Origin of the sequence: Nocardia concava NBRC 100430, from assembly GCF_000308815.1 — a bacterium.
In the GTDB taxonomy this organism is placed as follows: Bacteria; Actinomycetota; Actinomycetes; order Mycobacteriales; family Mycobacteriaceae; genus Nocardia; species Nocardia concava.
The window spans coordinates 25,346-41,934 of sequence record NZ_BAFX01000122.1 but is presented as its reverse complement, the minus strand read 5'-3'; the positions used below and the strand labels follow the sequence as shown (position 1 = coordinate 41,934).

The following is a 16,589-nucleotide window of genomic DNA, read 5'->3' as shown; positions in this document are numbered from 1 at the left end:
CGCGATGCCGCTGCTGTGGACGCTCGGCGGAACCGCGGCCATGCTCGCCATCGCCGCACTGCTCGGTGCCCTGGCCGCGATGTTCGATCCCGCCCTCGGCGCGTTGGTACCCGATCTGGTCGACGAGACCGAGCGCCCCGCCCTGGTTGCGGCCATGGATCTCAACGGCCGCATCGCCCGCATCGCAGGTCCGGCGCTCGCTGGTGTCCTGCTCCTGGCGGTGCCGGTACCGACGCTGTTCATCGTGGACGCAATGACATTCGCGATCTCGGTGGCCGCATTGCTGTACCTGACCGTCGTCACCTCTACGCGCCAACCTGCGAGGGCGACCTCGCAACCGTCGACCCCACCGGCGTCGGCGCGCGTACTTTTGCGCGAACAGCCCGCTCTCGGAGTCGCTTTCGTTGTTCACGCCGCGGGGCTTTTCCTGAACGCGCTACCAGCGATCGGCCTGCCCCTGCTCCTGGTGCACCAGATCGGCGCGGGCCCTTCGGCTTACGGCTGGGTGCTCACCACAACGGGCGCGGCCGGACTCGCGGGCAACCTCATCACCGCCAGAATTCGGCCCACTCCGGTCTTTCTCCGGCGCTTCTGCCTGTCCTGGGCCGCAGCCGGTCTCGCGCTGATCGCGACCGGCGCGTCTCACACCCTGCCGCTGGTTCTGCTGTTCGCGGCCTTGTCCGGGCTCATCACACCGCTCATCGCGATCACCCTGGGCACCCAATTCGCAACCCATCCCCAGGCCGTACGGCTGCGTCTGCTCACCGTCAACAACACCGTCATGCGCGCGGCCGGAACTGCGGGCATGGCAATCATTCCCGCCTTGATAGCCTCCGCCCCCGCCCTCGGCTTCATCCTCGGCGGCAGTGCCCTAGCCGTCATCGCCACGGTCGCATGGGCAATCTCGCCCGCCGTGGTCCGATAGTTACCTCTAGTCACCTCGTCAGCTCCGACCTTGACGCATGTGGATACAGAGTCTGGCTCCGACTGGGGACGCGGACGTTTGGCTCCCCCGGGGACGTGGGCTGGCTCCGCCCTGGGGCGTGAGCTGGCACCCCTGGGGACGTGGGTTGGCACCGACCCCTGGGAGTGTGGGCTGGCTCCGACCTTGGGGGGTGCGGGGGCTTGCCCCCGCTGGGGGCTTGGGGGTAACCCCCACCTTCCCCAGACGATTTGGGCCGCCCGACCGTTAAGGTCGGGCGGCCCAATCACTTTCGTGGCTTCGCCGCGGAAATCTCGCGCGTCAGCTGAGGCGCTCGATGATCATCGCCATGCCCTGGCCGCCGCCGACGCACATGGTCTCCAGGCCGAACTGCTTGTCGTGGGTCTGGAGGTTGTTGATCAGCGTCGCGGTGATGCGGGCGCCGGTCATGCCGAAGGGGTGGCCGAGGGCGATCGCGCCGCCGGAGACGTTCAGCTTGTCCTCGTCCATGTTCAGCTCACGGGCGGAACCCAGCACCTGCACGGCGAAGGCCTCGTTGATCTCGTACAGGTCGAGATCGTCGATGGTCATGCCCGCGTTCTTCAGGGTGTTGCGGACGGCCTGGATCGGGCCGAGGCCCATGATCTCCGGCGACAGGCCCGAGACGCCGGTGGCCACGATGCGGGCCAGCGGGGTCAGGCCCAGCTCGCGAGCCTTGGTGTCGGACATGACGACCAGCGCCGCCGCACCGTCGTTCAGCGGACAGGCGTTACCGGCGGTGATGGTGCCGTCGGGACGGAAGACCGGCTTCAGCTGCGAGATCTTCTCGTAGGTGGTGCCGGCGCGCGGGCCGTCGTCGGTGGTGACGATGGTGCCGTCGGGCAGGGTCACCGGGGTGATCTCACGCTCGAAGAAGCCGGACTTGATGGCCTCCTCCGCGCGGTTCTGCGAGCGCACGCCCCAGCGGTCCTGGTCCTCGCGGGAGATGCCGGTGTAGGTGGCGACGTTCTCCGCGGTCTGGCCCATGGCGATGTAGACGTCCGGGAGGATGTCGTTCTCGCGCGGGTCGGTCCAGGTGGCGTTGGACTCGGCGGTGGCCTTGGTGCGGGCCTCGGCCTCGGCGTACAGCGGGTTGTGGGTGTCGGGCCAGCCATCGGCGGTGCCCTTCGGGAAGCGCGAGACGGTCTCCACACCGGCGGAGATGAACACGTCGCCCTCGCCCGCCTTGATGGCGTGGAACGCCATGCGGGTGGTCATCAGCGACGAGGAGCAGTACCGGTTGACGGTGACGCCGGGCAGGTAGTCGTAGCCGAGCTGAACGGCAACGGCGCGAGCCATATTGAAGCCGCCCTCACCGGCGGGCTGGCCGCAGCCGAGCAGCAGGTCGTTGACATCGCTCACGGCGAGGCCCGGCACCTTGTCCAGGGCGGCCTGCACCATCTGCGCGGCCAGGTCGTCCGGGCGCATGCTCACCAGAGAACCCTTGCCAGCGCGGCCGATGGGCGAGCGGGCGTACGAAACGATGACGGCCTCAGCCATGAGGACTCCTTTTTTGCTGGGGTGATCCTCTTCGAATTTACGACGGGCCTGTGGCGTGACGAACATCCGGTATGCCGGAATCCCAACCAATGAGCTGTGGGATATCGCTCACTCTCGCGGCTCTCGTGCCCCGCTGCGTGCCGCAGCGGGGCACGAACTGGGCAGAAAAGAGAAGCGAGGCAACTCAGCCAGGTACGTCGAAGGCGCTCTGCGCCGGGATGTTCGGCATGTCCGTGTAGACGGTGACCACGATGTGGCCCGGCCCGGTGTCCTGGAACAGCGCGTAGTGCTCGCTGCCGTAGAACCCCGCCAGGATCGGAACTCGAAGTTCGCCCGCGGCACCGGTGTTCATGTTCCGCCAGGCGACGGTGGCCACGCTCTCGCACATCGGGGCGAAGCTGTACTCGCCCGGATCGAAGCCGCCGACCGGTAGCGCCTGGACGTTGATGATGGCCCGCCCCGGCCACTTCGGGTCGGTGTCGGCCCAGGACCGAATATTGCCGCCACACAGCGCGGCATCGTGGTACATGCTCGGGACCTGCGGAAATTCGACGGTCGCGGCGTGCGCGGGCGCGGCGGCGACGATCATGGTCGCGGTGGTGAGGGGGAGTAGTAGGGAGGCGGCGGGCAAGCTCGGCGGCATCCTCATGGGCCGATGGTAATTTCCGGCAATCGTGATATGTCAGACGTGCGCGCGGGCGCGTGTCACCTTTCTGCAACGATGAGGGGTATGCGCATCGCTAACCATGTCGTCGATCTGATCGGAAACACCCCGCTCGTTCGGTTGAACTCCGTGGTGGGTCCGAACTCGGGACTGGTGGCGGCGAAGGTCGAGTACCTCAATCCGGGCGGCAGCTCGAAGGACCGCATCGCCGTCAAGATGATCGACGCCGCAGAGCAGGAAGGGCTGCTGAAGCCCGGCGGCACGATCGTCGAACCGACCTCCGGCAATACCGGTGTGGGCCTCGCCCTGGTCGCGCAGCAGCGCGGCTACAAGTGCGTGTTCGTCTGCCCGGACAAGGTCAGCGAGGACAAGCGGAACGTGCTGCGCGCCTACGGCGCCGAGGTCGTGGTCTGCCCGACCGCGGTCGCGCCGGAGGATCCGGACAGCTACTACAACGTCTCCGACCGCCTGGTGCGCGAGATCCCGGGTGCGTGGAAGCCGAACCAGTACTCCAACCCGGGCGGCCCCGAATCGCATTACGAGACCACCGGTCCCGAGATCTGGCGCGACACCGAGGGCAAGATCACCCACTTCGTGGCGGGCGTCGGCACCGGCGGCACCATCACCGGCACCGGCCGCTACCTCAAGGAAGTTTCCGGCGGCAAGGTCAAGATCATCGGCGCGGATCCGGAGGGCTCGGTCTACTCCGGCGGCACCGGCCGCCCGTACCTGGTCGAGGGTGTCGGCGAGGACTTCTGGCCCTCGGCCTACGACCCGGCCATCCCGGACGAGATCATCGCCGTCTCCGACGCGGACTCCTTCGAGATGACCCGCCGCCTGGCCCGCGAGGAGGGCCTGCTGGTCGGCGGCTCCTGCGGTATGGCCGTGGTCGCCGCGCTCAAGGTCGCCGAGCGCGATCCGGACGCCGTGGTCGTGGTGCTGCTGCCCGACGGCGGTCGCGGCTACCTGTCGAAGATCTTCAACGACCAGTGGATGAGCTCCTACGGCTTCCTGCGTTCGCGCCTGGACGGCAAGACCGACGAGGTCCACGTCGGAGAGGTGTTGCGCGGCAAGTCCGGTGAGCTGCCGGATCTGGTGCACACCCACCCGCAGGAGACCCTGCGCGACGCCATCGAGATCCTGCACGAGTACGGCGTCTCGCAGATGCCGGTCGTCGGCGCGGAGCCGCCGGTGATGGCGGGCGAGGTCGCCGGTTCGGTCAACGAGCGCGATCTGCTCTCGGCCGTCTTCGAGGGCCGCGCCAAGCTCACCGATCCGGTCTCCAAGCACATGAGCCCGGCCTTCCCGCTCATCGGCGCGGGCGAGCCGGTCTCGGCCGCCACCAAGTTGCTGGGATCCACCGACGCGCTCATGGTCGTCGAGGACGGCAAGCCGGTCGGCGTCATCACCCGTCACGACCTGCTGGGCCACTTGAGCACGGGCTCGCTGGCGTAGATCACAGCGGCGATCCGGTCGGATAACTGCGCTGTTACTGGCTGTTCACGAGGGTCGAGCATGATCGGCTCGTATGAAGCCGAGACAGCTGGTCGCCTGGGTCGCACTGTCGGCCGCCGTGCTGCTGGGCGCGGCAGTGCTGGATCGGATCGGATTTCCCGCGCCGCAGATGATTCTCGCCATCGTGGTGGGCGCGGGCCTGGCCTTGGCCGGGCGGCTGCCCGCGCCGCTGCCGCGTGAGGTGAATCTGGGCGTGCAGGGCATGCTCGGTGTGCTGATGGGGAGCTATCTGCAGGTGTCGCTGCTGACCTCGATCGGATGGAGTCTGCTGCCGGTGCTCGCGGTCACCGCGGCCACGGTGGTCGTGAGTGTCGGCATCGCAATGGTTTTCGCGCGGGCCACCAAGGTCGAGTTGCCGACGGCGACGCTGGGGATGCTGGCCGGCGGCGCCGCAGCGGTGGTCGCGGCGGCCGATGAGCTCGACGCCGATCCGCGGCGGGTCGCGTTCATGCAGTACTTGCGGGTGGCGCTGGTCGCGGTGAGCGCGCCCGCGGTCGCCGCCCTGCTCGACAAGGAGGAGGGAATCGCCTACGGCCCGGCCACTCTCGGCGGTTCGGTCACCGATCCCTCACTGCCGTACTGGATGATCGTCGGGCGCGGCGATCAGCTGGCCGGACTGTCGATCGCGATTGTCCTGTGCCTCATCGGAATTCGCGTCGGCCGGTGGCTGCGGCTGCCCAATGCCGCGCTGCTCGGGCCGATGCTGCTCGCCGCGGTGGTGACCGCACTCGGCGTCAGCCACGGCTACGCGCCGACGCACCTGTTCAAGGATCTGCTGTTCGTGCTCATCGGATTCGAGGTCGGCACCCGCTTCACCCGCGAGGTGGTGAAGGAGATGGCCCGCATGATCCCGGCCATGACCGCCGCCATGCTGGGACTGTCCGCGATCGTCGCCGCACTCGCGTTCGGGCTGGCCTACCTGGTGGACCTGGAGCTGTCGGACCTGTACCTGGCCACCACCCCGGGCGGCATCAACGCCGTCCTGGCGACCGCCGACAAGATGAACGCCAACCTGCCCCTCATCACCAGCGTCCAAACCATCCGCCTGCTGGTCATGATGGCCCTGCTGCCGCTGCTCATCTCGCGAATCCGACGGTACGAAACCACCAGAACGCCGCCAGCGTCCACGCCAGCACGAAGCTTGTGAACACGGCGGACCCGAGCAGCGGCAACAGCCAGCCGGGCGCCCGTTTCAATCGCAGCGTAAGCATTTTCGAGGCGAAGGCCCCGTAGAAGACGATGCCCGCGACCGAATGCGCCATGACCCGCCGTGTCACGCCGGTGCCGAATTGGAAGCCGAAACTGTAGAGGCAGTAGAAGGCCACCGGCAGGCTGAGCAGGAAGGCCAGGGCGCCGGACAGGCGGTGGAAGACGCGCACCGGTCGCGGTGCCCGGAAGCGGTAGATCCATACGGCCGTGAGCAATTGGCCGATGATCAACACCAGCACCGCACTGCTCAGATAGGCCTTGAAGATCTGTGGCGCGGAGAAGCCCCAGGTGGGCAGGGGCTGGGTGCCGGGCCAGAAGTGGGTGCCCGCCAGGCCCAGCGCCACCGCGACCGCGGCGCCGGTGAGCAGCACCGGCACCGCGATCAGATGGCGCCGTGAGACGGTGAGAACGTCTGTCAGCAAGGACATCTCGACTCTGTTCAGGTCATCACGGGGTACCGCCCGTGTGCGCGGCGATCAGCTTGGCGGTGTCGCCGTAGGTCCGCAGCCGGGTCACCCGGCCCGCGTCGTCGAAGCTCCACAGGTGCAGGTTCTGATCGACGATGCGACTGCCGTTGGGCAGCACCACATCCAGGTCGATCTCGGCCACCACCTGGCCGGTGGAGCCGATCACGTCGCGCACCGCGAATTCCTGGAACTTCCACTCCGACAACAGCGTGAAGAAGTCGGCGACCTCGCGGGGTCCGCGCCGCGGCTGCAACTGCGGAACCCCGGCGGCCTGGGCGGTATTGGCGGGCCAATCGGCGTCCCAGGACACGTCGTCGGCGAGCTGATCGAGGATGAAGGGGATATCGCCGGTCTCGAAGGCGCGGTAGAGCGCGCCGACAGTCTCGGCGTGAGTGGTGTTGGCGGAAGGGGACATTGGAGATACTCCCTGGGGTTACAACCGAAGTGGGTGCGACCATGTTCGGTCCGGGCGCACCCCGCTCACATCGGTCGATCGACCTATCCCGCTAACCCGGCAGCAGGCCGTTCTCCATGGCGAAGACCGCCGCCCCGGCGCGGGTGCGGTAGCCGCACTTGTCGTAGATGTGGGCCAGGTGGTGGCCGACGGTGCGTTCGGAGACCACGAGCTCCGCCGCGATCTGGCGGTTGGACAGGCCGCGTGCGGCCAGGCGCAGGACGTCGACCTCGCGTTCGGTGAGGCCGCACGGGTATTCGGTGCGCGGCGGGCGCAGTCCGGCGGCCTCCACCACGGCCGCGCAGGCGTCGCGGTCCAGGCGGCCCGCCGCGGCCTCGGCGGACAGCTGGGCGGCGGCCTCGCTGGGCTTGTGCGCGGGCCGGTGCGGGCGCTCCTCGGTCATGGCGGCGAAGACGTCCGCGGCGGCGAGCAGTCGCGCGGCGGGGGACAGGTCGTGCACGCGGACGCCGCGGTGGTATCCGGTGCCGTCGAGTCGTTCGTGATGGCCCGCGGCGACCTCGGCCAGATCGGTGAGGCTGGGGCAGCGGCGCAGTACGCGCTCGGTCCAATAGCTGTGCAGCCGAATGCGTTCCCAGTCGCCGGGGCCGACCGGACCCGGGTGATCCCAGATCGAGCTGGACACCGCGGCGCGGCCGATATCGTGTAATAGCGCGGCCGCGCGCAGGTTCGCCCGGTCGGTCGCCGACAGCCCGGCGAGTTCGCCTGCCGCATCGGATAATTCGGCCACGTGCGCCGAATGTCCAAGCAGGTAGCGGCCTTTCAGGTCGACGACGACGGCCAGCGCCCGGCACAGGTGGTCGCGGTCCTCGGGCCGGATCACGGTGGGCAGCCCGGGTTCCGCGCTCACCACGGCGGCCAGCAGATCGGGTTGTTCCAGCACGCCCCACACGGCGTCCGGATCCGAGGCGAAGACCGCGACCAGATCGGGATCCAGATGCCCGCCCGCGCGGCGGCGCAGCTCGGCCAGGCTGGCGCCGCGATCGCGGCCGCGGAAGGCGAGCACGGCCTGCTCGGCCAGATGCAGGATCCGGCCCGGCAACGAGAGCTGGTCGCCGGACAGCCGATCCGGGGCGCCCAGCCCGTCCCAGCGCTCCTTGACCTCGGTGAGTGCCCGTACGGCCGCCTCGGGCAGCCCCAGCCGCGGGCCCAGCGCCCGGCTGACCTCGCACACCGACCGGACCGCGAACGGCGCGCCCGCGGGCGATTCGGTGGCATAGCGGCGGGCCAGCGCGACCTGGCTGCCGGGCGCCCAATCCCCGAAGGTGTTCAGCTGGGCGGCGAAGACGCCCGGATCGCCCGGGTCGAGGGTGTGGAAGGCCCGCTGGAAGGCGATGTCGTCGACGTAGGCGTCGGCGTTCTCCGAGGCCCGGCTGGTGCAGCCCACCGCGCCGAGCAGGGCGGCGTGGAAGACCACCCGGCGGTCGGTCTCGTCCAGGCCGAGGCGGGCGGCGACCGAATCGGCCACCAGGCACACCGCCAGGCCTTTCTCGAATGGCATTCCGGTGGCCAGGTCGGTGGTGAGCGAGAGGGCCGCCAAAACCTCGGTGACCCGGATAGATGCCATGGTCAGCACCCTAATCCGGGGTTCGTTACACCGCAGGTCTTTACTCCGCGTGACAAATGTGACGAATGTGATTTGAGTTAACAAATGTGATTTGCTGGACCGTTACTTATGGAATGCGAAACGCCGATGAATCGTGCGGAAATCGGGCAAATAAACGTATATCGCGATCTTGGGGCTAAATTTCTCTGTGATCTGAAACACTTTGTGTTTCGAATTGAATGACCAGGTCAGCGCTTGTATTAATGCAGGTCCCGGAGTTGCCACACGGGTCAGTTCACCGTTCGTTCATCTTTGGTTCAGACTGTGTTAACAATGCGCAATCAAGCTGTGACCTTGTCGGAAACAGACCACAAGTCTGGATGGCGCAAGGAGATGTGAACACATATGCGGAACGTAGACACCACCTCGGTGTGATGAGGCTCGACGGCCGGGAGGCCGTGAACGTCTCCGCTGCTCTCCATGGAGTACGCCAATTCCATTGACCCGTAACGGGTTTCACAACAGCAACCACAACAGCCCGCAGTGCGCAGGCGAGCGTCGTGAGACGCCCGCGTGGTAATGCGCTGCCTTCTTCAGGCCCGCGAGCCCGAAACCGAACAGGAATCCAAATTCGCCATGCCCACGAATGTTATGACTGCTCTCAGTGACCCTGCTAGACGTAGCAAGGTGGTAGCCGCCGCGCGTACGGCCGGCGCCGCCGCCCTCGCCCTCGGGGTCTTCGGCTCCATCATCACCGCCGCCGGCTCCGCCAACGGCGACGACGTCAAGCCGGTCTCGCTGCAGGCCACCCTGGCCGCCGCCGCGCCTGCCGTCCCGGGTGTGAAGGCCGCTCCGGCCAACGAGCAGCCCGCCCCGGCTCCCGCTCCGGCCGCTGCGGCCCCGGCCCCGGCTCCTATGCCCGCGCCGGCTCCGGCCCCGGTCTACGAGAACAACCTCGACGGCTGGATCCGGCAGGCGCTGGACATCATGTCCCAGAAGGGCATCCCGGGCAGCTACGACGGCATTCTGCGCAACATCCTGCGCGAATCCAGTGGCAACCCGCAGGCGATCAACCTGTACGACTCGAACGCGGCCATGGGCATCCCGTCCAAGGGCCTGCTCCAGGTGATCGACCCGACCTTCAACGCCTACCACGTGGACGGCACCTCGACCGATATCTGGGATCCGGTCGCCAACATCGTGGCCGCCTGCAACTACGCGGCCCACCGGTACGGCTCGATGGACAACGTCTCGAGCGCGTACTGAGGACTCTCGGTTGCGTACCGAGTAACGCGAGCGCCGACGAAGCCGCTTGATGTATGACGGCGATGGCCTGCCTGATGAGGGGTGGGCCATCGCCGCTTTTCATATCTGCGGCAAATCTGGAGCATCCGATTTGGCAACACTTTCGCAAACAGTCGGATTCGAAGATCAACTAGGCGTATAACGACCCCTTGGGGCAGTTTCCGGCACCCGGCCGGGACAGATAGCGAAGGGCAGGGGTATGTACACCTCGGTATTGGCTATCGATATCCAGAAGGGGCTCTCGGACGCGTGGAGTTCCGTCGCGACCTGGGTGCCGAAGTTCGTGGGATTCCTGGTGATTCTGCTCATCGGCTGGTTTGTGGCCAAGGTGGTGGCCCGGCTGGTGACGCGGATCCTGAACCGGGTCGGCTTCGATCGGCTCGTCGAGCGCGGCGGCATCAAGGAGATGCTGGCGCGGGGGCGGTATGACGCGACCGGGATCATCTCGAAGCTGGCGTATTACGCGATTCTGTTGATCACGCTGCAGCTCGGGTTCGGGGTGTTCGGGCCTAATCCGGTGTCCACCATGCTGAACGGGATCGTGGCTTGGCTGCCTCGGCTGGCGGTGGGGATCGTCATCGTGTGCGTCGCGGGCGCGATCGCGCGGGTGGTGCAGGACATGGTCTCGAACATGTTGAGCGGGCTGGAATACGGCCGGATGCTGGGACGTGTTGCGGCCGTGTTCATCTGGGGGATCGGGATTATCGCGGCGTTGAATCAGATCGGGGTGGGGACCTCGGTGACCATGCCGATTCTCATCACTGTTTTGGCGACTATCGCGGGTGTGCTCATTGTCGGGTTCGGTGGTGGGCTGGTCCGGCCGATGCAGCAGCGGTGGGAAGGGTGGCTGGATGCCATCGAGGGGGAGATGCCTGAGGTGAAGGGGCATGCGCAGGCTTATCAGCGGGCTCGGGAGGATGCGGCTCGGCAGCGGCAGGCGCAGGAAGCCATGATGGCGCAGCGGGCTGGGATGGGGCAGCCGATGATGGCCGGGCAGGGTCAGATGCCTCCGGGGAAGTGGCGGGAGCCGGAGGGGCAGATGGGTTATGGGGCACCGGGATACGGGCAGCAGGGTGGGTACGGGCAGATGCCGCAGCAGGGGCAGATGCCTCAGCAGCCGATGCCTCCCGGCCAGCACCCTTCGCGGCCCGAGGGTCAGGGGCCGTGGACCGGTGAGCGGGACTCGGGTAACCAGGGCGGGATGATCTAGAGCCGCTGGTGTATGCGGCGTGCCTGGATAAAGAGAGACAAGACAGCCTTGGGGATTCGTCCCCAAGGCTGTTTCAAGATCAGGGAGTTGTCAGTGCTGAATTCTGTCCGAATTCGTGCAGTGAGGGCTCCCTGATCTTGTTTCAGGCGGGGCGGGAGAGGGCGCAGATGGCGGCCAGGCGGAGGTGGAGCCAGTCGGCGTCTTGCCAGTCGAGGAGGGACATGGGGAAGTCTGCTTCGGCGTCTCGGAGGTCTTCGAGGATGCCTCGGGCGTAGCCGGCCAGCAGGACGCTGGTGGGGACCTGGCTGGAGTTCTCCACGCCCATGTCGAGGATGTCGCGGATGGCGGCGGCGTGCTGGTCGATTGCCGCGCTGACGCCGGGGAAGATCGCCGCGGCTTCCGCGGCGGGGGCTCCGTGGGTGCGCTGCAGGCGGTTCAGGGTCTTGCGCGCTGAGACGACGAGCAACGCGGAGCCGGGCACAAACACCCGGTGATGCTAACAATCGACCGGTGCCCGGCGGATCCGCTGTGACATATCACGCAATTGTCGGAAGTGCTGGTCAGCGGAAGGCTTTCGACCCTGTGAGGGCCTCGCCGAGGACCAGCTGGTGGACCTCCGCGGTGCCCTCGTAGGTCAGGACCGATTCCAGATTGTTGGCGTGCCGCAATACCGGGTACTCGAGGGTGATTCCGTTCGCGCCCAGGATGGTCCGGCACTCGCGGGCGATCTTGATTGCCTCGCGGGTGCTGTTGAGCTTCCCCGCGCTGATCTGTTCGTTGCTGATCTCGTGGCGGTCCTTCAGCCGGCCCAGGTGCAGCGCCAGCAGCTGGCCCTTGCCGAGTTCCAGCGCCATGTCGGCCAGCTTGGCCTGGGTGAGCTGGTAGGCCGCCAGCGGCTTGTCGAAGACCTCGCGGGTGCGGGCGTAATCGATTGCGGCGGAAAGGCAATCGCGGGCCGCGCCGAGTGCGCCGAAGATGATGCCGAAGCGCGCCTCGGACAGACAACCCAGCGGGGCGGCGAGGCCGCGCGCCTCCGGCAGCTGGGCGTCGGCGGGCAGCCGCACGCCGTCCAGGGACAGTTCCGCGGTGATCGAGGCCCGCAGCGAGAGCTTGTGCTTCATCTCCCGCGCGCTGAATCCCGGTGTGTCCGTGGGCACCACGAATCCACGGATCACATCCCGTTCACCCTCCCGCGACTGCGCCCACACGATCGCCACATCCGCCACGGACCCGTTGGTGATCCACATCTTCGACCCGTCGAGCACCCAGTCGTCCCCGTCCCGCCGCGCCCGGGTCCGCATCCCGCCCGGATTCGACCCGAAGTCCGGCTCGGTCAACCCGAAGCACCCGATCACCCGCCCGGCCGCCATCTCTGGCAGCCACCGCAGCTTCTGCTCCTCCGACCCGTACTTGTGAATGGCCGTCATCGCCAGCGACCCCTGCACCGAAACCATGCTCCGCACACCCGAATCCACCGCTTCGAGCTCCAAACACGCCAGCCCGTACGCGGTAGCCGACGTCCCCGCACACCCGTACCCCTCGAGGTGCATCCCCAACAGCCCGAGCTTTCCCAGCTCCGGCGCCAATTCCCGCGCCGGGAACGTGCCCGCCTCGAACCACTCCGCCACATGCGGCCGCAACCGTTCCCCGGCGAACGCGCGCACGGTGTCCCGGATCGCGCGCTCCTCTTCATTGAGCAGGGAGTCGATGGCGAAGAGCTCGTCTACGGTGACCATTGGCCCACCATAGCTCTGCCGCAAACCCCGGGGAGGGGACGTCGCGGAGGTGTCCCTAGGCTGTTCGCATGAGCGATCAGCTGGGTTTCTCCACACGGGCGGTGCACGCCGGGTTCGATCCGGACCCTCAGACCGGTGCGGTGAACGTGCCGATCTATGCGAGTTCGACCTTTGCCCAGGATGGGGTCGGCGGGATGCGCGGGGGTTACGAGTACGCGCGGACCGGGAATCCGACGCGGACCGCGCTGGAGGCGAATCTCGCGGCGCTCGAATCCGGCACCTACGGGCGGGCTTTCGCCTCGGGTATGGCGGCCACCGACTGTGCGATTCGCGCGAACCTGCGGCCGGGCGATCACATGGTGATTCCGAACGACGCCTACGGCGGCACGTTCCGGCTCATCGACAAGGTGTTCACCCAGTGGGGGATCGAGTACTCGGTCGCGCCCGTCTCGGATGTGGACGCGGTGGCGGCGGCCATGCGGCCGAACACCAAGCTGGTGTGGGTCGAGACGCCGACCAATCCGCTGCTGAACATCGGCGATATCGCGGCGCTGGCCGAGGTGGCGCACGCCGGTGGCGCGAAGCTGGTGGTGGACAACACCTTCGCCTCGCCCTACCTGCAGCAGCCGCTGCTGCTGGGCGCGGACATCGTGCTGCACTCGACCACCAAGTACCTGGGCGGGCACTCCGACGTGGTGGGCGGCGCGCTCATCACCAATGACCAGGAGCTGGACACCAAGTTCGCGTTCCTGCAGAACGGTGCGGGCGCGGTCCCCGGTCCGACGGATGCCTTCCTCACCATGCGCGGCATCAAGACGCTGGCCCTGCGCATGGATCGGCACTGCGACAATGCCGAGACCATCGCCGAGTTCCTCGCCAACCACCCGAAGATCGCGCAGGTCATCTACCCGGGCCTGCCCGAGCACCCGGGCCACACCGTCGCCCAGAAGCAGATGCGACGCTTCGGCGGCATGATCTCGGTCCGCGTCCACGGCGGCAAGGAAGCGGCGCTGGACTTCTGCTCGAAGACCAAGATCTTCACCCTGGCCGAATCCCTCGGCGGCGTGGAATCGCTCATCGAGCACCCGGGCGCCATGACGCACGCCTCCACCGCGGGCTCCGCCCTCGAGGTCCCCGCCGACCTGGTCCGCCTCTCGGTCGGCATCGAGGACATCAGCGACCTGCTCGCGGATATCGAGCGGGCACTGGTCTGACCAGCTGAAACGCGAAGCGCCGCACCAAGGAATTGGTGCGGCGCTTCGTCGTTTCTCGGAACGCGACAACTGATTTCGCAAGGTTCCGGGTAACTCACCGGGTACGACCAGAATCGGTTCGGCTCCCAACCGCCGGCACGGGTGTGGGACCGTTTACGGCTCTCTGCCGCCCGCTAAAGGCGCGGGGAGGCGGGTTAGCTGTGGTACGGCTCCGCCGACACCAGCGTCACCTTCATGACGTTGCCATTCGGCAGCTGGTATTCGCGGGTCTCGCCGACCTTGGCGTTGATGAGCGCGCCGCCCAACGGGGAGTTGGGGGAGTAGGTCTCGAGGTCGGCGCTGCCGAGGCCCTCTTCGCGGGTGGCGATGAGGAAGGTTTCGGTGTCGGATTCGTCGCCGTCGTAGTAGACCTTGACGACCGAGCCGGGCAGGGCGACACCGGACTTGGTGGGCGCGACGCCGACCTTGGCGTTGTTCAGCAGTTCCTGCAGCTGGCGGATGCGCGCCTCCTGCTGGCCCTGCTCTTCACGTGCCGCGTGGTAACCGCCGTTTTCCTTGAGGTCGCCCTCTTCACGGCGCTCATTGATTTCGGCCGCGATGACGGGACGGTTGGCGATGAGCGCGCCGAGTTCGCTCGTGAGCCTCTCGTGCGACTCCGGGGTCAGCCAAGTCACGGTCTCAGTCATCTCGATCACTCCCTAGTAGTTGTCCCCGGCAAGCCGGGATTCCCTGATGCCCGCTACCGTGGCCATCCGAAGACGGGCACGACAGCAGTGGACAGCCAGAGCGATCCCTGGGGAGAGTCCCGACAGCGCCGGCCGTCAATGCAGCAAACACGGCTCCGAACTCCGGAACCGTGTATCGCGTCATTTTAGCACGATTCGGAAAGGCGCAGGTAGAAGCGTCAAAGCGGGTCGTGTACCGGACTTTTCACCCGGCACGCAGATACGCCGGCACCTTTTCGGTACATCCGTATACATTGGCCGCGCCGGCCCGGCGGGTGGTCTTGAACTCGGTCACCACGCGGACGGTGCCGGCGTCGGAGCCGGGGACCAGAACCTCACGGCGGCCGACCTCGTCGGTGTCGCCGTCCATGGCGCGCACGAAGCAGACGACGGGGGTGCCCGGATCCTTGCGCGTCACCTTGAAATCCACGCTCACGGTGGAGTCGTCGACGATCGCGTAGCCGAGGCGTTCCGGTTCGATGGCCTGCGGGCCGTAGGTCCGATACCCCATGTAGGCGACGCCGAGACCGGCGAGCAGAACGACCGCTCCGAGCGCGTACGGCAGCCAGCGGCGGTTCTTCCGAGGCGCGATCCCGTACCGGTCGGCCGGTCTTTCACTCATATCGGGGACGCTCCCGGGGGGTAGGTCGGAACAAACAACGATCGGATGGAACTATAGGGAATGCATATCTGACGCCCGTGCCTGGACCTGGCACGGGCAGTCAGGGTCCGGAGGAGGCAGCTTGCGTAACCACGTAGGGCCCCTGCACGTGCCATGTTCGATGCAGCTGAATAGCTACGAGGTGAAAAACGTGATCGGTGAGGTGAACGAGAAGTGAGTGGTCTTCGCCTCATGGCGGTGCACGCGCATCCGGACGACGAATCCAGCAAGGGCGCGGCGACCACCGCCCGCTACGCCGCGGAAGGCAATGACGTGCTGGTCGTCACCCTCACCGGCGGCGAACGCGGCGACATCCTGAATCCCGCCATGGACACCCCCGGCATCAAGGACCGCATCAGCGAGGTCCGCCGCGAGGAGATGGCCGCCGCCGCCGAGGCGCTGGGCGTGCGTCAGACCTGGCTCGGATTCGTGGATTCCGGTCTGCCCGAAGGGGATCCGCTGCCGCCGCTGCCCGAGGGCAGCTTCGCGCTGGTCCCGCTCGAGGAGGCGACCGAGGCGCTGGTGCGCGTGGTGCGCGAGTTCCGGCCGCACGTGATGACCACCTATGACGAGATGGGCGGCTACCCGCACCCCGATCACATCATGTGCCACAAGGTTTCGGTCGCGGCCTTCGAGGCCGCGGGCGATCCGGACAAGTTCCCGGAGGCCGGCGCGCCGTGGCAGCCGCTGAAGCTGTACTACAACCACGGCTTCAGCCTGACCCGCCTCGAGGTCTTCGCCGACGAGTACGAGCGCATCGGCGAACCGTTCCCCATGCAGGAGTGGATGGATCGCATGCGCAAGTACGCCGCCGAGCGCGGCGACATCATGGGCCGGGTCACCACCCAGGTCGAGTGCGCCAAGTACTTCCCGCAGCGTGATGACGCCCTGCGCGCCCACGCCACCCAGATCGACCCCAATGGCGCGTTCTTCGCGGTGCCGACGGAGATGCAGCAGCGGCTGTGGCCGACCGAGGAGTTCGAGCTGGCCAAGACCCGGGTCAAGACCGCGATTCCGGAGACCGACCTGTTCGCGGGGATCGATGACGTAGACACCGAGGACAGCGACCGATGACGTTGATGCTGCTCGCCCAGGGCTCCAATTCGCCCACCGGACCCGAATTCGGCAAGGCCTCGCCGCTGGGTCTGGTCATCGTGCTGGTGCTGTTGGCGGGCACCATCCTGCTGGTTCGCAATATGAACAAGCACATCAAGAACCTGCCCGCCGAGTTCTCCCCGGAGCATCCGGAACCGGATCAGGAGGCGGACGAGGGCACCGAGCCCGGTGTGGCACTGGAAGAGCACGGTGTGGCCGCTAGAGAGGATGACGACGCGGCCGAGCCGCGCAGCGAGTCCAAACCGGAAGCCACCAACGGCACCGCCTGACTCCCTGGGCATTCCACGA

General features: G+C 67.2%; 17 protein-coding genes. 8 read left to right on the top strand and 9 right to left on the bottom strand.

Annotated features, from left to right (window positions below):
• Positions 1-925, top strand: a 925-nt coding sequence (locus tag ON43_RS28500; RefSeq protein WP_157514222.1) for an MFS transporter, incomplete at its 5' end; no start/stop codon positions are given.
• Between the two features lie 318 nt (positions 926-1,243).
• Here the strand turns inward: ON43_RS28500 and ON43_RS28495 are convergent.
• Both ON43_RS28495 and ON43_RS28490 read right to left on the bottom strand, forming a co-directional pair.
• The gene (locus tag ON43_RS28495) at positions 1,244-2,461 is read right to left on the bottom strand and encodes an acetyl-CoA C-acetyltransferase (RefSeq protein ID WP_040812426.1); all 1,218 of its coding nucleotides are present in this window, start codon (positions 2,459-2,461) and stop codon (positions 1,244-1,246) included.
• 184 nt (positions 2,462-2,645) lie between these two features.
• Entirely contained in the window at positions 2,646-3,110 is a 465-nt protein-coding gene (locus tag ON43_RS28490; protein WP_040812425.1) for a hypothetical protein, read from the bottom strand.
• Between the two features lie 81 nt (positions 3,111-3,191).
• Here ON43_RS28490 and ON43_RS28485 point away from each other — a divergent pair, with 81 nt between their 5' ends.
• Together ON43_RS28485 and ON43_RS28480 are read left to right on the top strand one after the other, a co-directional pair.
• Positions 3,192-4,580, top strand: coding sequence for a cystathionine beta-synthase (locus ON43_RS28485; protein WP_040812423.1), 1,389 nt, complete (start codon positions 3,192-3,194; stop codon positions 4,578-4,580).
• Between the two features lie 73 nt (positions 4,581-4,653).
• The gene (locus ON43_RS28480; RefSeq protein WP_051179386.1) at positions 4,654-5,787 is read left to right on the top strand and encodes an AbrB family transcriptional regulator; all 1,134 of its coding nucleotides are present in this window, start codon (positions 4,654-4,656) and stop codon (positions 5,785-5,787) included.
• On the opposite strand, the gene ON43_RS28475 is transcribed toward ON43_RS28480, so the two are convergent.
• The 3 genes from ON43_RS28475 to ON43_RS28465 form a co-directional block, all read right to left on the bottom strand.
• Positions 5,717-6,277, bottom strand: a complete 561-nt coding sequence (locus tag ON43_RS28475) for a DUF6529 family protein (protein ID WP_051179385.1) — start codon at positions 6,275-6,277, stop codon at positions 5,717-5,719. The two genes, ON43_RS28480 and ON43_RS28475, sit on opposite strands and share 71 nt — an antisense overlap.
• A gap of 19 nt (positions 6,278-6,296) precedes the next feature.
• Complete coding sequence (locus ON43_RS28470) at positions 6,297-6,731, bottom strand: nuclear transport factor 2 family protein (protein WP_040812420.1); 435 nt, start codon at positions 6,729-6,731, stop codon at positions 6,297-6,299.
• A 91-nt stretch (positions 6,732-6,822) separates the two neighbouring features.
• A complete protein-coding gene (locus tag ON43_RS28465) occupies positions 6,823-8,355 on the bottom strand; it encodes an HD domain-containing phosphohydrolase (RefSeq protein WP_040812446.1) in 1,533 nt (510 codons plus the stop codon).
• Positions 8,356-8,985: 630 nt separating this feature from the next.
• On the opposite strand from ON43_RS28465, the gene ON43_RS28460 reads away from it, so the two are divergent.
• Positions 8,986-9,600: a transglycosylase SLT domain-containing protein gene (locus ON43_RS28460; protein WP_040812445.1), complete on the top strand. Its 615-nt coding sequence runs from the start codon at positions 8,986-8,988 to the stop codon at positions 9,598-9,600.
• Positions 9,601-9,838: 238 nt separating this feature from the next.
• The gene (locus tag ON43_RS28455; RefSeq protein ID WP_083913798.1) at positions 9,839-10,849 is read left to right on the top strand and encodes a mechanosensitive ion channel family protein; all 1,011 of its coding nucleotides are present in this window, start codon (positions 9,839-9,841) and stop codon (positions 10,847-10,849) included.
• Between the two features lie 142 nt (positions 10,850-10,991).
• Here the strand turns inward: ON43_RS28455 and ON43_RS28450 are convergent, their stop codons facing one another.
• The gene (locus ON43_RS28450; protein ID WP_040812418.1) at positions 10,992-11,336 is read right to left on the bottom strand and encodes a DUF6401 family natural product biosynthesis protein; all 345 of its coding nucleotides are present in this window, start codon (positions 11,334-11,336) and stop codon (positions 10,992-10,994) included.
• A gap of 73 nt (positions 11,337-11,409) precedes the next feature.
• Complete coding sequence (locus ON43_RS28445; protein WP_040812416.1) at positions 11,410-12,585, bottom strand: acyl-CoA dehydrogenase family protein; 1,176 nt, start codon at positions 12,583-12,585, stop codon at positions 11,410-11,412.
• A 68-nt stretch (positions 12,586-12,653) separates the two neighbouring features.
• On the opposite strand from ON43_RS28445, the gene ON43_RS28440 reads away from it, so the two are divergent.
• Positions 12,654-13,799: a cystathionine gamma-synthase gene (locus ON43_RS28440; RefSeq protein WP_040812414.1), complete on the top strand. Its 1,146-nt coding sequence runs from the start codon at positions 12,654-12,656 to the stop codon at positions 13,797-13,799.
• A gap of 194 nt (positions 13,800-13,993) precedes the next feature.
• On the opposite strand, the gene greA is transcribed toward ON43_RS28440, so the two are convergent.
• Positions 13,994-14,485, bottom strand: coding sequence for a transcription elongation factor GreA (gene greA / locus ON43_RS28435; RefSeq protein WP_040812412.1), 492 nt, complete (start codon positions 14,483-14,485; stop codon positions 13,994-13,996).
• Between the two features lie 244 nt (positions 14,486-14,729).
• A complete protein-coding gene (locus ON43_RS28430) occupies positions 14,730-15,146 on the bottom strand; it encodes a DUF4307 domain-containing protein (protein WP_040812410.1) in 417 nt (138 codons plus the stop codon).
• A 231-nt stretch (positions 15,147-15,377) separates the two neighbouring features.
• Between ON43_RS28430 and mca the strand changes: the two genes are divergently transcribed.
• Positions 15,378-16,259, top strand: a complete 882-nt coding sequence (mca, locus tag ON43_RS28425) for a mycothiol conjugate amidase Mca (RefSeq protein ID WP_051179383.1) — start codon at positions 15,378-15,380, stop codon at positions 16,257-16,259.
• On the top strand, positions 16,256-16,570 hold the full coding sequence (locus tag ON43_RS28420; RefSeq protein ID WP_040812406.1) for a hypothetical protein: 315 nt from the start codon (positions 16,256-16,258) through the stop codon (positions 16,568-16,570). Before mca ends, ON43_RS28420 begins: the two co-directional genes overlap by 4 nt.
• Positions 16,571-16,589 lie beyond the last annotated feature (19 nt).